A 13856-nucleotide genomic window follows, 5' to 3' on the forward strand; every position below is an offset into this window, starting at 1 on the left:
GGCCTGCCGTCGGCTTGAACAGCGTTACGGACTCCACCGCGTCGGGCTCGACGGACCCCGGCCGCGCTATCCCTCACGCGCCGAGCTGAACAAGGCCACCCGCCAACACCGGGTCGAACTCCCACGCCACCGGCTCCGCCACGAAGTACGCCTCGCTACTGGAGCCGCCGCGAACGAGGACCACTTCTTTGACCTGATCCGCGCGACCGACCTGCTCATCCGGCAACGCCTCGGTCGCCTCGACGAGGTCACCGGATACGCGGTCGGGATGCCCGACCACCACGCCGCCACTGGCGGCACAATCTGGTACGGCGGCGGCCGACTCGCACCCGACCTGGCCCTACCCAAGCTGCGTCATCACCGGAGGGCAGCGCAACCCGCCAATCGTTGAACCAGGGTGGCCTGGACTACATCCGACCTCGTACGCCGGAAACGCATCCTGGATAGATAACCCCATAGGGGGTATGCAAGGGTTATGCTGTTCCTGATGGCGTGCACGAGGGGGTTCCAGTGATGCCGAAGATCAACGTCTACCTGCCCGACGAGTTGGCCGAAGCGGTTAAGGAAGCCGGCGTGCCCGTCTCCGCCATCTGCCAGCGGGCGCTGGAACAGGCGGTGCGACGGGTCACCGCGATCCGGGAAACGACTCTGGGTGATCTGGACGACGCGGACCTGGCCGCGAAGCTGCCGCACTTCACGGCGCGGACCCGTGCGGCACTCAAGCTCGGCATCGAGCAAGCGGCAGAGGCGCCGGCGGTGGGCAGTGGGCATCTGCTCGGTGGCCTGCTGACCGAAGGCGGCAACCTGGCCCTACACGTCCTACGGGCGGTGGAGATCGAACCCGACCGAGTCGGCCGTGAGCTTGCCCGCCAGCCGTTGACAGAAGCTGGCGTCGCAGCGGAAGACGCGGCGCGGCGCTTCAGCGGTCCGGCGTCCAACGCGCTGGAGTTGGCCGTCACGGAGGCGACCGCGTTCGGACACAACTACGTCGGTTGCGAACACCTGCTGCTGGGGCTGATCGCCGAGCCCGACGGCACCGCCGGGCAGGTCCTGCGGTCGTTGGGTGCGGAACTGCGATTGACCCGCCGCGCGGTGGCGGCAGCCCTCGCTGGCTACGTGCACCTGCGGGCCCAGACCCCGCAAGCCGCCGCCAGCGGGACGACGGAGACGGCGGCGGCGTTGGCCGCCGTGGTCCGCCAGGAACTGCAGCCCATCGTGCAACGAATCGAACGGCTGGAGGAGCGGGCCGGTGTGGTCACCGAGAGCTGAAACCGGCCTCGACCACCCACCCGGCTCGTCGCGGGGCCGGCCCGGTGCCCAGCCGGCCGCCGGCCCGAACCGCACGACTGGAAGGTGCCCAAACGCGCGTGCCGCCCTGGCCGCAATCGCCGCGACGGCAATGTTCCTACTGCTTCTGCTTCCGTTGCTGGCCGCAACCCCGTAACGCCCTGTCGGGGTACGGCTTGAAGTACACAGGCAAGTACGGCCACACGTACACACCGTGACGGCAAGATCTGCGCTGTACCAGACGTTGGACCGTGCGGGGGTGCCGCGATTTCAAGATCCCTACCGCGCCGCTTCCGCTCCTCGCCGCTGCGCGGCTGCGGTGCGGGCCGGCTTGCTACCGATGACAGTGTCTGGCTGCGGCTGCGCGCCGAAGCTCCTCCATGCTCACGGCCCGCTGCCAGAAGCACGCCGGTCCCGGCTGCCTCTGCAAGGTCTGGAGGCACCTCGGCTGGGGCCATCCAACTTGTTGATCATTTGTCCTTGCAGCGGGTACGACAAAGCTCTGCATACCTAGCCGTACGCGCCTATGTAGACGAGCTTGTACCCCGACACGCCCCGACCGGACAGGTGAAGGAACCGTACGTGACCAAACGTGTGCTGCTCCTGGCGACCAAGGACACCATCGCCTACTCCCGCCGACCCGGTCACGAGGCCGTCGCATCCGGTGCGGATCTCCTCAAGACCATCCCCGCAGACCTGCTGACCGCCGACGTGACCGTCGAGGACGTACTCGCCGAACCGAGCTGGGACATATCACCAGTCACGATGGTGACACTGGCCCGCCGGGCCCGCGCCGCCATCCTCGACGACGGCTTCGACGGCGTCGTGATCACCCACGGCACCGACACCCTGGAGGACACCGCCTTCCTCATCGACCTACAAGCCGGACCGGCCGCCCTACGCGGCGGGATCGTTCTGACCGGGGCGATGCGCCACCTGGACGACCTGTCCACCGACGGCCCACGCAACCTCGCCTCAGCCATCACCGCTGCGGCAGACCGCGCCCTCGCCGGGGTCGGCGTCGTGGCCTGCCTCAACGACGAACTGCACGCCGCCCGCTGGGTCACCAAGGTCGACGCCACCAGGGTGGCCGCATTCTCCTCGGCGCCACATCCGCCGGTGGGCCGTGTGGTCGGCACCGGGGTCGAGATGCTGGCAACCCCGCCACCGAGGCCACCCGAGTCGCAGGGCGAGCCGGAATCCGACGTCGCCCTCATCAAGACCTACCCCGGCATCGATCCAGTCCTACTCACCGCAGTAGTGGACGCCGGTGCGCGCGGGATCGTGCTGGAGGGCACCGGCATGTTCAACGTCCCGGTCAGTCTCCTCACCACCATCAGCGACCTGACCGAATGGGACATCCCCGTGGTCATTGCCTCCCGATGCCGCACCCGCGACATCGACCTGGCGGAGCTGCCCCTGGGCAGCGGCCTTGCCGTCAATGTCGGTGCGATCGGAGCCCGCAGCCTCGCCCCCGGCAAGGCACGCAGCGCCCTGATGGTCGCCCTCGGCCCAGACGGCGGAGTCAAAGCCGCACGTGACTGGTTCCAAAGACTCTGATCCGACAACAGGGACACTTTCGCAACCACAGACCAGATTCAGCGAGACGATCTGGCGCAAACCGCCAGCACAGACCAGATTCGACGAGACCCGGCCGGATAGCAGCGTCTCACTGGATCTGGTCTCCCCCTGCTCGGCGGTCCGCAGCCTTGGACCACATTCGTTGAGACAGGACAGCCCGACTGCGTGCCGCGTCCGGGGCCGTCGCCGGCCGTGCGGGCGTCGACGCGGCGGCAACTGCACGGCGTTGCGATCCTCACCGGGTCCGGGGACCCGGTGCAGCGTTATGGCAACTTTTGACCGCTGTGCGCCGGTTGTCTCGTTGCGATCCTCACCGGGTGCGGGGACCCGGTGCAGCGCGGTCAGTCGCGCCGAGGATCTGGTCACGGCTCAGGAGTTGCGATCCTCACCGGGTCCGGGGACCCGGTGCAGCTCCGCCGCGTAACATGCGTAACGAGTTGGCTACAGGTAGTTGCGATCCTCACCGGGTCCGGGGACCCGGTGCAGCCGGTCAGTACAGCCACCGCTGTTCTCCTCTACTCCTCGTTGCGATCCTCACCGGGTCCGGGGACCCGGTGCAGCACCAGCGCGACCACCTCGGCGGTTCGCGTCAACCTGAAGTTGCGATCCTCACCGGGTCCGGGGACCCGGTGCAGCGAGTTCTGGCGATTCGGCGACCCAGCGGCCTGTCTCGGTTGCGATCCTCACCGGGTCCGGGGACCCGGTGCAGCGCCCTACCCAGTCTGAGTTGCGGCTTAGCCACCCGTTGCGATCCTCACCGGGTCCGGGGACCCGGTGCAGCGAAGGCGTACGTCGACTCATCGGGTGGCGGTGGCGGGGGTTGCGATCCTCACCGGGTCCGGGGACCCGGTGCAGCTTTGGATGTACGCGCACTGCGACTCATGCAGCTGGTGTTGCGATCCTCACCGGGTCCGGGGACCCGGTGCAGCCGACGGTCATCCAAACCCAAGCCAACAACACCAAGATGTTGCGATCCTCACCGGGTCCGGGGACCCGGTGCAGCAAGACCAACCTGACCGAGACGGGCGACGTCGCCGCGGCGTTGCGATCCTCACCGGGTCCGGGGACCCGGTGCAGCTGGTCGTGCGTCCAGGCGACGCCGGTCGCCGCGAGCGGTTGCGATCCTCACCGGGTCCGGGGACCCGGTGCAGCCTGCTCGTCTCGATGGGGGCCGATGGGGAGACATGAGGTTGCGATCCTCACCGGGTCCGGGGACCCGGTGCAGCGATAGACCGTCTGGCATTCGGTGCACCCCACCATCCTTGTTGCGATCCTCACCGGGTCCGGGGACCCGGTGCAGCGTCGATCGCCTCGGTGCACATCGAGCGCGGCGTGGTCGTTGCGATCCTCACCGGGTCCGGGGACCCGGTGCAGCCGTAGCTGCTGTAACACTTCCAGCGCCACCACCAGGCGTTGCGATCCTCACCGGGTCCGGGGACCCGGTGCAGCCCCGGTCCGCTGGCGGCCCTGGTGGCGGCCGGGACAAGTTGCGATCCTCACCGGGTCCGGGGACCCGGTGCAGCGCCGACACCGGGTTGCCGGTTGGGTTTCAGGCAATCGGGTTGCGATCCTCACCGGGTCCGGGGACCCGGTGCAGCCATCACCCGCCGCGACATCGCCCCCGACTGGGTGAGCGTCGTTGCGATCCTCACCGGGTCCGGGGACCCGGTGCAGCTGCTGCACGACGGACCCAAGGTCGACGAGGTCTCCTGGTTGCGATCCTCACCGGGTCCGGGGACCCGGTGCAGCATCGACGACGACGCCGACGACTTCTGGACGGCCGCCCGCGTTGCGATCCTCACCGGGTCCGGGGACCCGGTGCAGCGATCCTGCCGTTGTTGATCACCCCGATGGGCGCAGGGTTGCGATCCTCACCGGGTCCGGGGACCCGGTGCAGCTTCAGCCATGCCGGTGAGACGTGCAGCTGCGCGGCGTTGCGATCCTCACCGGGTCCGGGGACCCGGTGCAGCACGCGGTTCGGGCTGGAGATGACGCGGCTCGGATGGGAGTTGCGATCCTCACCGGGTCCGGGGACCCGGTGCAGCCGCGCCGACGCGACGTCGCCCTCCGAGCTCGCCGCGATGTTGCGATCCTCACCGGGTCCGGGGACCCGGTGCAGCCATCAACCGCAGGTTGAAGCCGCAACTGCAGGAGGCGGTTGCGATCCTCACCGGGTCCGGGGACCCGGTGCAGCAGCCAGGTCACGTTGCCGGCGCCGTCGCGGACGGGTTGCGATCCTCACCGGGTCCGGGGACCCGGTGCAGCCAGGCGACGATGCCCAGACGAACCGTCACCTCGCCGGGGTTGCGATCCTCACCGGGTCCGGGGACCCGGTGCAGCTCGCCGCCAGCTTCCCGACCATGGCGACGGTCTTCTTGTTGCGATCCTCACCGGGTCCGGGGACCCGGTGCAGCCGAGTTGGTCCAGTCCGCGCTGGCCGAGCTTGAGGCGTTGCGATCCTCACCGGGTCCGGGGACCCGGTGCAGCCGGTCGGGCGCCGCGTGACAGGCAGGCCCGGACGGGGGCGAGTTGCGATCCTCACCGGGTCCGGGGACCCGGTGCAGCCGAAGCCCTGCATCTGGCCGACCCGGCGCAGGTGCAGGTCGTTGCGATCCTCACCGGGTCCGGGGACCCGGTGCAGCCTTTCAGGGCGCCGTGCCCTGAGGTGCGCACCCGCTCGGCGTTGCGATCCTCACCGGGTCCGGGGACCCGGTGCAGCCGCGGCGGGACGCCGGCTGGTAGCCGGCCGGCAGGGTGTTGCGATCCTCACCGGGTCCGGGGACCCGGTGCAGCCTCCGTACATCGTAACGATCGGCCGGCCACCGCCGCCGTTGCGATCCTCACCGGGTCCGGGGACCCGGTGCAGCCTCCTTGAGTGGGAGATCTACTACACCAAAAGGCTGGTCGTTGCGATCCTCACCGGGTCCGGGGACCCGGTGCAGCCCTGGCCGACGCCGAGGCCGTAATCAAGGACCGAGGCGTTGCGATCCTCACCGGGTCCGGGGACCCGGTGCAGCACCACGCTGCTGTGGCCGCCGGGCACACCGTCACTCAGTTGCGATCCTCACCGGGTCCGGGGACCCGGTGCAGCCCGGCTCGCGAGCTGCGAAAATAGAAGGCAATCACTTGACTCCCGGTCAGCAGGCGAGCCGATACGGGCTTTTTGCCCGATGTAGTGGTTCGGAACCTCCCGGGATTTCGTGTTCACCGGAGGTTCCTAGATCACGAACGGGCCGCGTGGGTCGATTCCACGGGGACGTCCAAGGTGTTCGACGTCGTCGAGAGCCATCGCGGGAAGACGATAGATCCGTACGCTGTCGCGGGTCGGGTCGATAACCGCCTCGATGGCCGCGACCAGCTTGACCTTGTCCGCGTCCCGGCACACCACCTCGAAGACCGACTTCTGGACGCGGTGCCCGTACCCCTCGCAGATCTTCGCCACCTTGCGCAGCCGGCGGGCCCCAGCCGGGGTGGTCGTCTCGACGTCGTACGTCACGAGCAGGTCCATTTCAGGCGACCGTCCACGGCTGGTACGCGGCCAGGTCCCCGCGAAGGTGCCGGGCGAGCAGCCGTGCCTGTACGAGCGGCAGCAGCGCGCCTTCGACGTCGCGCCGCAGGTACGCGTGCGGCCAGGCCCGCTGCCGGCTCTTCTGCCAGGCGGTGAACACCTTCTTACGCCCATCGTCGGTCAGCTGGTAGGCGCCGTTCGGCAGGTGGTCGAAGTCTTTGTCGCTCAACTCGCGCCGGTTGAGCAGGGTAAAGACCAACCGGTCCACGAGCAGAGGTCGGAACTCTTCCATCAGGTCGAGCGCGAGCGCCGGCTTGCCGGACCGTACGCCGTGCAGCAGCCCGATGTACGGGTCGAGCCCGACCTGCTCCAGCGCTCCGTGCACGGCGCCGCGCAGCATGCCGTAGAGGAAGGAGAGCAGGCAGTTGACCGGGTCGGTGGGCGGGCGCTTGTTGCGGCCGGCGACCTTCCACTCTTTGCTTCTGGTGACCAGGTGCGGCATGGCGGCGAAGTAGTCCCGGGCGGTGATTCCTTCGACGCCGAACACTTCGTCGATGGTGGTGGCGTCGCGCAGCAGGTTCAGCCGTTCGGCGATCAGGTCGGCGCTGGCGCGCAGCGCGGTCTGGCGGAATCCGGAGCTGTCCCGGGCGGTACGCAGTAGCACCTGCCGACTGTTGTGGATCTTCCCGGCGATCATGGCTTTGGAGATCGACACCCGCTGTTGGTGATCGTCGGCGGCCCGGTGCTGGGCCTGCCGCAGCAGCGGGTTGCCGGTGGCCGGCCCGACCGTCCGCATCAGGAACCGCCCGTTGCCGGTGAGGTAGGTGACGGACCGGCCGTCGGCGGCGCAGCGCAGTTGCAGTTCCTGGCTGACGTTGACTCCGCCGAAGGCGACGAGGTGGTCGAGGCGGACGAGCGGTACCCGTTTGGGCGGGGTCTTCGGCTCGTCGTCGGGGTGGAAGGCCCGCAGGGTGTCGCCGTCGAGGTGCAGGCTCGTGCCCGGCCTCTGGATGTACAAAGTGTTCAGCAGTTCAGTCACGCCAGGTTCCGAGTGGTCGCGGGGTGAACAGGTCGAGTAGTGGCCGGCTGTGCCCGTCGGTGGCTTCGGGCAGGCAGGCGTCGCGCAGGGAGCACCGCCGGCAGCGTTTGTCGTTGCGGGCGAGTGGGAGTTTCGACGTGCCGAGGATTTTCCGTACCGCCCCGGCGGCTTCGATGACCTGCTCGATCAGTGTGTCGTCGATGGTGACCGGGTGGCGGCGGCGTTCGGCGACGGAGTAGATGTAGCCGAGCGGCACCTCGAATCCGGCGTCGATGAGGCACAACGCCTGTCCGCCGAGCTGCAGCTCGGCTGGTCCCCCGGCCTGGTACCGGCCGACTTTGTATTCGACCGGTGTGGCGACCTGTCCGGTGAACTCGACGACGTCGCAGACGCCGCGCAGCCCGTACGTCTCGCTGCCGACCGGTAGTGACCGTACGACGGTGACGCCGGCCCGGCGGGTGACGCCGGGTAGGTCGACGGCGGTGTGGCTGAGGTCCCCGCGTACGGTTTCCGCGCTCTCGTCCCACACCTGTTCGACGTGGATGAGCGCGGTCTGCCGGTGGCAGTAGGCGTAGTGTTCGAGGGCGGACAGCGGGACCTCGCGGATCCCGCTGTCGCTCTCGACCGGGTCGGTCACAGCCAGAGGTCCACCTCGGTGGTGAGTTGGACGCCGTCGGGCAGCGGGGTGTCGGCGATGGTCCGCTGGTAGTCGAGGTGCTGGCGGGCCGGCTTGTCGGGGTTGGTCCGGCTGACCTGGATCCGCTTGGTGAGGCTGGCTGCGGGGGCGACGCCGAGCGCGTCGGGGTGGCTGAAGATCCACAGCCCGCAGAGCTTCATCTCGCCTCGGGTGGCGGACCGGTCGTGGTCGAACATCATGGCGATGGCCCGCCAGAGCGCGGTGAGGTCGTCGGAGGTGACGCCGGTCTTGGCGGCGCGCGGGGCGGAGTAGAAGGCGTGCGCCCGGTAGAGGCCGTACGGGACGGTCCACTTCGAGCCCATCTCGGTGCGCTCGCCTTTGTCGATGTCTTCCTGGCGGGTCTGGGTGACCCGGGTGATGGCGTGGTCGGCCGGCAGGATCGGGTCGATGCTGCGGGCGAAGCCGACCTGCAGTGGGCCGCGTACCTGTCCGGCGCCGCCTTTGGCGCCGGTGCTGAGCACCGCGCCGAACATGCGGATGTCGAAGTAGTGCTCGCAGAGCCACTGCTGCGCCTGGTCCGCCCGCCCTGGTGCGGCGGCGAGCCCTTCCTCGATGCGCGTGTTCAGCGCGTGGCCGGCTTCGACGAAGATGCCGTACCGGGGGTCGTCGCCGCGCATCAGCGCCACCGTGTCCCGGATCTTGCGCTTGATGGCGACGTCGGTGACGAGGCCCTGGCCGGTTTCGTCGTCGGTGCGGGGCTGGTTGCCGCCGTCGGGGTCACCGTTGGGGTTGCCGTCGGTGACGTCGAAGAACATCACGACGTCGTGACGGCGGGCGGGGTCGAGGTGGGCGGCACTCATGCGGCGTCTCCTTCAGGTACGTCAGCTGCCGGCGTCCCGTCCGCACCGGGCGGCAGGTCGGCGGGTGGTAGGTCGGTGTTCTTCTTGCTGGCGGCGGCTTCGATCCGTTCGGCTCGCATCGCGGCACGCTGGTGGTGGTAGCCGAGGACGAACGCGGCTTTCTGCGTCAGCATGGCGGAGCTGGGGATCGACGTGTCGGCATCGATCTGCGCGAAGATGTCGTCGAGCCGGTTGGCGTACGCGCCGGCCCAGGCCGGTTTGCCGAGCGGGCCGCGGAGTCGGCGCAGCCAGGCGGTGGCGGAGCGCCGTCCGTTGACCAGCACCGCCTGCGGGTTGGTGATGGCCCGGCCCATGTAGCGTTCGGCGAAGGTGGTGTTGAGCTGCTGGTTCGCGGCGCGGTAGACGGCCTGTTGCAGGTCGTCGAGCACGGCGAAGGCGCGACCGGACAGGTACGCGGGGTCGCGGTTGGCGTCGTTCAACGTCGGGGTCAGCCTTTCTGCGTGGTACGGAGGAAGCCCGGGGCGGCGTAGGACGGCGAGGCGGATCAGGGCGACCCGGGCGGCGTCGACGCGGCCGTCGGTGCGGATGCGGTCGATGACGTGGGCGAGGATCTTGGGTGGCAGTGGCGCACCGAAGACCGCTGACCGCCACAGCGCGTGGTAGAGGCCGCCGGGGCGGTCCTCGCCTCGGGCGCCGAGTTTGATCCAGCTGCCGGGGCCGCTGCCCCGGCCGGGCTGCCACCGGCCGGCGACCCGGGTGAGCTGGACGAGCTTGACGAGGGTCGGAGCGCCGTCCCAGCCGGCGATCTTGTGGTCGTCGATCCAGCGACGGAGGTTGGCTTTCACCGCCGGCAGCGGCATTTCGACCCAGTCGCGGACGACGACACGGGCGACGTTGCCGGAGACGGTGACCGAGCAGAACTTCGACAGCTCGTCGACGGTGGCTTCGGTGCCGCGTGTCGGGCTGACGATCATGTCCAGCGCGGACTTCTCGTCCTCCTGGTCGAGCGGCCCCATCGGGTCGAACGACGCGCCGCCGATCACCCACCAGGTCAGCCGGGCGTTCTGGCCGGGCAGGCTCGCATGGTGGTCGGTGTCGCTGAGCAGCACGGTCAGCGACGACATGAACGTCAGTCCACAGGTGACGCAGATCGGGGTGTTGCCGAGGAACTTGGTCAGCTCGTAGCCGTGCACCGCCTCGTTGACGCTGACCAGCGACGCGCCCTGGGTGGCGCCGGGCAGCAGCCGCTGCGGAATCTGCTGCGGGATGGTCTTGAGCAGGTCGCGCACCTCGCCGCAGACGAGGCACCGGCCGGCCCGGCCGAGCCCTTTGCGGCCGGCGGCGACGGTCGCCCAGTAGCGACGCGCGCTGTCGTGCTCGAAGGCGAACTCTCCGCCGACCCGGATTCCGACCATGTCGGCCCGGCCCCACTTGTCCGGCTGCTGCACCTGGTGGTGTTGGCGGCGGCGGTAGAAGGCGGCGACCGCCGGGCCGGGTCCGTCGGGTTCGGCTTCGGCCCAGTCGCGGATCAGCTCGACGAACGCGTCGTGCTGTTTGCCGATCCGGTCGGCTTTGCCGCCGTCGGCGACCCAGCCGAGCGCGTACTCGACGTTGTCGACGGCGAGGGTGGGGGCGATCCCGACGGTACGGGTGACGGCCGGCACGCTCCGTTCGATGCCGAACCGGGCGCCGGCGGCGTCGCTGGCGGTGTCGGTCTGCCCCCGGTAGCCGCCGTCCCGGTCGATGTCGACGATCAGCCGTACGGGTTTGCGGCCGTAGAAGGGCGGGAGCACGTCGTCGCTGGTGGCGGCGAACTCGACGAGGCGTTGCAGCAGCATCAGGCGGCTCCGCCAGCGGACGGCAGCGCCATTTCCATACCGCGCGGTGGCACGTGCAGGACGCCTTCGACGACGCGGGCGGCGAACCATTCCATCCGGGGCTGGCCTCTTCCGTCGCGGTGGATGGTGTGCAGCATGATGCCGACTTCTTCGTTGACGCTGGTGTCGCGCGGGGTGTCGTCGGGCCAGCTGAAGTCGGCGCTGAATTCACGCGTACCGAGGTAGGGCTGTTGGAAGCAGGCTCCTCGGCGGACCCGGCGGCGCAGCTGGTCGCGGTAGGCGGCGGCGGGTTTGTCGGCGTGGGCGGCCGGCACCAGGTGGGCGTGGATGCGGTAGGCGACGTCGCGCAGGCAGACGGCGTTGCGTTGGTCGCGGTGGGCGACGGTGTCGACTCGGCGTTTGCCGCGGATGGCGTCGGCGAGCGGGGCGACGTCGGTGGTTTCGTTGCGGCGGATGGTGAACTGCTTGATCGGTTTCAGCACTTCGATGGCGACGATCTCGTAGCGGATCTCCGGCTTCCAGTAGATCGCTTCGAGGACGCCGACGGCCGCCGTGGGGGTCATCACCGGGTACGTGACCCGTTCGACTTTCAGCTCGGGGCGGGAGAACAGGGCGGCGTCGCCGCTGACCTGGACGGCGATCGGCAGGTCGCCGTCCTTGCTGCGGCGCAGGGCCAGCCCGTTGACGACTTCCGTGGTCACAGGATGAAGTCCTCCAGTTTCGGGTCGAAGATCATGCCGGTGTGCGGGTCGTAGTCGCCGCGCCATTCGACGAGCGCGCCGACGCGGACGTCCGAGCCGAGGATCGGTTGCATCAGGGCCCGCACTCCGGCGTCGCGCTGGGGCACGCCGGGGTGGACGGTGGTGGTGTAGGGCTGCAGCCGGCGCAGGTCGCGCATGTCGGGTACGGGCGCGGTACGTACCCGCTGGACGAGTTCTTCGACTTCGGCGCGTTCGTCGGGCGTGCCGGCGCCTTGCGGGGTGACCACCGAGATGCTGTCGGCGCTGATGATGCGGAAGGCGCGCTTGTGGTCGCGGTGTCCGCTGTCGTCGAGCGGACCGTCGGTGACGGTCTCATACGCCCAGTCGGCCCGGGATCGCTGGATCTGCTGGCCGACGTGCTGCGGGTCGTTGAGGTTGAGCGTGCTGTAGACGGAGCGGTAGTAGGCGGCGAGTGCGTCAGGGTCGTCGGGGTCGGCGCGGCCGGGTCCGAAGTGGGTGGTCGCGGCTCCGACGAGCCGTTTGTACGTCTCCGGGGCGCTGCCGTCGGCGGGCGCGAAGATGACGACGCGGCCGTGGTCGAGTCGTCCTTCTCGGTTGGCCCGGCCGGCGGCCTGTAGCAGCGAGTCGGCGGGGGCCATCGCCCGGTAGACGGTCGGGAAGTCGACGTCGACGCCGGCTTCGATGAGCTGGGTGGAGACCAGCAGGACCGGTTCGTCGTTCGTCAGCCGGTGACGGACGTCTTCGAGTACGCGCTGCCGGTGCGCCGGGCACATCCGGGTGGACAGGTGCCGGGCGTGGTCGAGGTCGCCGCCGTCGCGCCAGGTGTCGAAGACGGCCTGGGCGTTGGCGGTGGTGTTGACGACGACCATCGCGGCGGGCGGGCTGCCGGCGGAGGTGGTGATGTCGGCGGCGGCCTGGTCGGCGATGTCGGCGAGGGTCGGGGCGGGGTCGAGCTGCCATTCGTAGCGGACCCGTTTGAGCTGGTTGGCGACGGCGGGTACGTCGGTCAGCACGTCGGTGTAGTCGACGCCGTCCAGGGTCGGCAGCGACCAGAACTCGGGCTGGGTGGCCGAGGAGAGCAGCACAGTGGTGCCGAAGTGCCGCACCAGCAGCCGCAGCCCGTCGAGGATCGGGACGAGCATGTCGTGTGGCAGGGCCTGCACCTCGTCGAGGACGATGACCGATCCGGCGAGCCGGTGTACCCGGCGCATCGCGGACGGCCGGCGGCCGAACAGCGACTCGAAGAGGCGGACGAAGGTGGTCACGACGAACGGTGCGTCCCAGTTCTCGGCGGCGAGTCGGCCCCACCGGCCGGTGGCGGCGTCGTCGAAGTTGACCTGGCTGTGGTGTTCCAGGACGACCGGCTCGGCGCCGGGCTCGTCGAGCATGCCACGGTAGACGGCGGCGTTCTGCCCAGTGATGGTCAGAAACGGGACAGCGACGATGACGCGACGTTGCTGGTGCTTCTCGGCGTGCCGCAGCGCGAACCCGGCGGCGCAGAGCGTCTTGCCGGCCCCGGTCGGCGCGGGCAGCCGGTAGATCCCCGGCGGTTGGTCGGCGAAGCTTACGCACTGGGCGTAGACCTGCTCGCGCAGGTCGTCCACCGGGGACGGCTTGCCTGCGGCGAGCATGGTGGCTCGGCGTTGCTCCAGCATGGCGGCGCGGCGCTGCTCGAACAGCTTGTACAGGTGGCCGAAGTCGGCATCGGCGCGGACCCGGGGCGCGGCCAGGCCGTCGAAGTGCGCGCCGGTGTCGAGACCGTCGGCGTCGACCAGAGCGCTGTAGCACAGCCGCAGCGCCATCTCCCCCACGAGCCGGTCCTGCGGCCACGTATCGGGGATGGTGTGCCGCAGGTCGGCTGGCAGGTCGGGCAGCAGTCGGGGCAGCTCGGCCTCAGCGGAGGCGACGTCCTGCGCCCGGCTGAATCCCTGCTTGAGGGCCTTCCCCAACGAGCTGGTGTCGATCAACCCGCCGCGATGGCCGAAGATCGCCCCTGAATAGCCGCCGAGCCCGCGCTCATGCGCGATCCGAGTCCCCAACGACTTGTGATCGATGCCGACCGGCCGACCGGAGTCGGCGACCTTCGTCAATTTATCCTGCCAGGCGCAGGACGCTTTCCCGACGTCATGGAGTGCGCCCAGCCAGTACGCCAACTCGCCACCACCGAACGGCGACGCGAAACGCCTGGCCAGCTCGGCGGTCCCCCGCAAATGATCTTCAAGTCGATGCCAGCGACCGCTGTTCCTACCCGGACTGTGCGCCCACAGCGACCGCTCCCCTGACACGAAAAATCCTCGCAGCTTCCAATTAGAACTGTTGGACCCGCCAATCCAGCCATCAATGAGGCGCACCGTCAAGACCCGGAACGGCCGAACTTCGGTCGG

General features: G+C 69.5%; 10 protein-coding genes and 1 CRISPR repeat array. Of the genes, 2 read left to right on the plus strand and 8 right to left on the minus strand.

Annotated elements, in window-relative coordinates:
• Positions 1-73: 73 nt before the first annotated feature.
• Positions 74-283, minus strand: coding sequence for a hypothetical protein (locus EDC02_RS10495; RefSeq protein WP_123601775.1), 210 nt, complete (start codon positions 281-283; stop codon positions 74-76).
• A 230-nt stretch (positions 284-513) separates the two neighbouring features.
• Here EDC02_RS10495 and EDC02_RS10500 point away from each other — a divergent pair, with 230 nt between their 5' ends.
• Positions 514-1269: a Clp protease N-terminal domain-containing protein gene (locus EDC02_RS10500; RefSeq protein WP_123601776.1), complete on the plus strand. Its 756-nt coding sequence runs from the start codon at positions 514-516 to the stop codon at positions 1267-1269.
• A gap of 600 nt (positions 1270-1869) precedes the next feature.
• On the plus strand, positions 1870-2847 hold the full coding sequence (locus tag EDC02_RS10505) for an asparaginase (RefSeq protein WP_233605849.1): 978 nt from the start codon (positions 1870-1872) through the stop codon (positions 2845-2847).
• A 246-nt stretch (positions 2848-3093) separates the two neighbouring features.
• Positions 3094-5959: direct repeats of the CRISPR family, unit length 37 nt; unit sequence GTTGCGATCCTCACCGGGTCCGGGGACCCGGTGCAGC.
• 126 nt (positions 5960-6085) lie between these two features.
• On the opposite strand, the gene cas2 is transcribed toward EDC02_RS10505, so the two are convergent.
• Genes cas2 through cas3 form a run of 7 tightly spaced genes read right to left on the minus strand, consistent with a single transcriptional unit; the run spans position 6086 to position 13682 of the window.
• Positions 6086-6376 carry a CRISPR-associated endonuclease Cas2 gene (gene cas2, locus EDC02_RS10510; protein WP_123601778.1) on the minus strand — a complete coding sequence of 97 codons (291 nt, stop codon included), beginning with the start codon at positions 6374-6376 and terminating at the stop codon, positions 6086-6088.
• A 1-nt stretch (position 6377) separates the two neighbouring features.
• On the minus strand, positions 6378-7415 hold the full coding sequence (gene cas1c / locus EDC02_RS10515; RefSeq protein WP_123601779.1) for a type I-C CRISPR-associated endonuclease Cas1c: 1038 nt from the start codon (positions 7413-7415) through the stop codon (positions 6378-6380).
• Positions 7408-8052, minus strand: coding sequence for a CRISPR-associated protein Cas4 (cas4, locus tag EDC02_RS10520; protein ID WP_233605850.1), 645 nt, complete (start codon positions 8050-8052; stop codon positions 7408-7410). Before cas4 ends, cas1c begins: the two co-directional genes overlap by 8 nt.
• A complete protein-coding gene (cas7c, locus tag EDC02_RS10525) occupies positions 8049-8912 on the minus strand; it encodes a type I-C CRISPR-associated protein Cas7/Csd2 (protein ID WP_123601780.1) in 864 nt (287 codons plus the stop codon). Before cas7c ends, cas4 begins: the two co-directional genes overlap by 4 nt.
• Positions 8909-10750, minus strand: coding sequence for a type I-C CRISPR-associated protein Cas8c/Csd1 (gene cas8c / locus EDC02_RS10530; protein ID WP_123601781.1), 1842 nt, complete (start codon positions 10748-10750; stop codon positions 8909-8911). The genes cas7c and cas8c overlap by 4 nt, the downstream gene beginning before the upstream one ends.
• Positions 10750-11451 carry a type I-C CRISPR-associated protein Cas5c gene (gene cas5c / locus EDC02_RS10535; RefSeq protein WP_233605851.1) on the minus strand — a complete coding sequence of 234 codons (702 nt, stop codon included), beginning with the start codon at positions 11449-11451 and terminating at the stop codon, positions 10750-10752. Before cas5c ends, cas8c begins: the two co-directional genes overlap by 1 nt.
• On the minus strand, positions 11448-13682 hold the full coding sequence (cas3, locus tag EDC02_RS10540) for a CRISPR-associated helicase Cas3' (protein ID WP_123601783.1): 2235 nt from the start codon (positions 13680-13682) through the stop codon (positions 11448-11450). The genes cas5c and cas3 overlap by 4 nt, the downstream gene beginning before the upstream one ends.
• Between the last annotated feature and the right edge of the window lie 174 nt (positions 13683-13856).

Origin of the sequence: Micromonospora sp. Llam0 (assembly GCF_003751085.1) — a bacterium.
GTDB lineage: Bacteria > Actinomycetota > Actinomycetes > Mycobacteriales > Micromonosporaceae > Micromonospora_E.

What these genes read in the sequence shown, in the direction of transcription:
- EDC02_RS10500 (WP_123601776.1), top strand. Translation starts at nt 514, where the DNA reads ATGCCGAAGATCAACGTCTACCTGCCCGACGAGTTGGCCGAAGCGGTT.
- cas2 (WP_123601778.1), bottom strand. Translation starts at nt 6,376, where the DNA reads ATGGACCTGCTCGTGACGTACGACGTCGAGACGACCACCCCGGCTGGG.
- cas7c (WP_123601780.1), bottom strand. Translation starts at nt 8,912, where the DNA reads ATGAGTGCCGCCCACCTCGACCCCGCCCGCCGTCACGACGTCGTGATG.
- cas8c (WP_123601781.1), bottom strand. Translation starts at nt 10,750, where the DNA reads ATGCTGCTGCAACGCCTCGTCGAGTTCGCCGCCACCAGCGACGACGTG.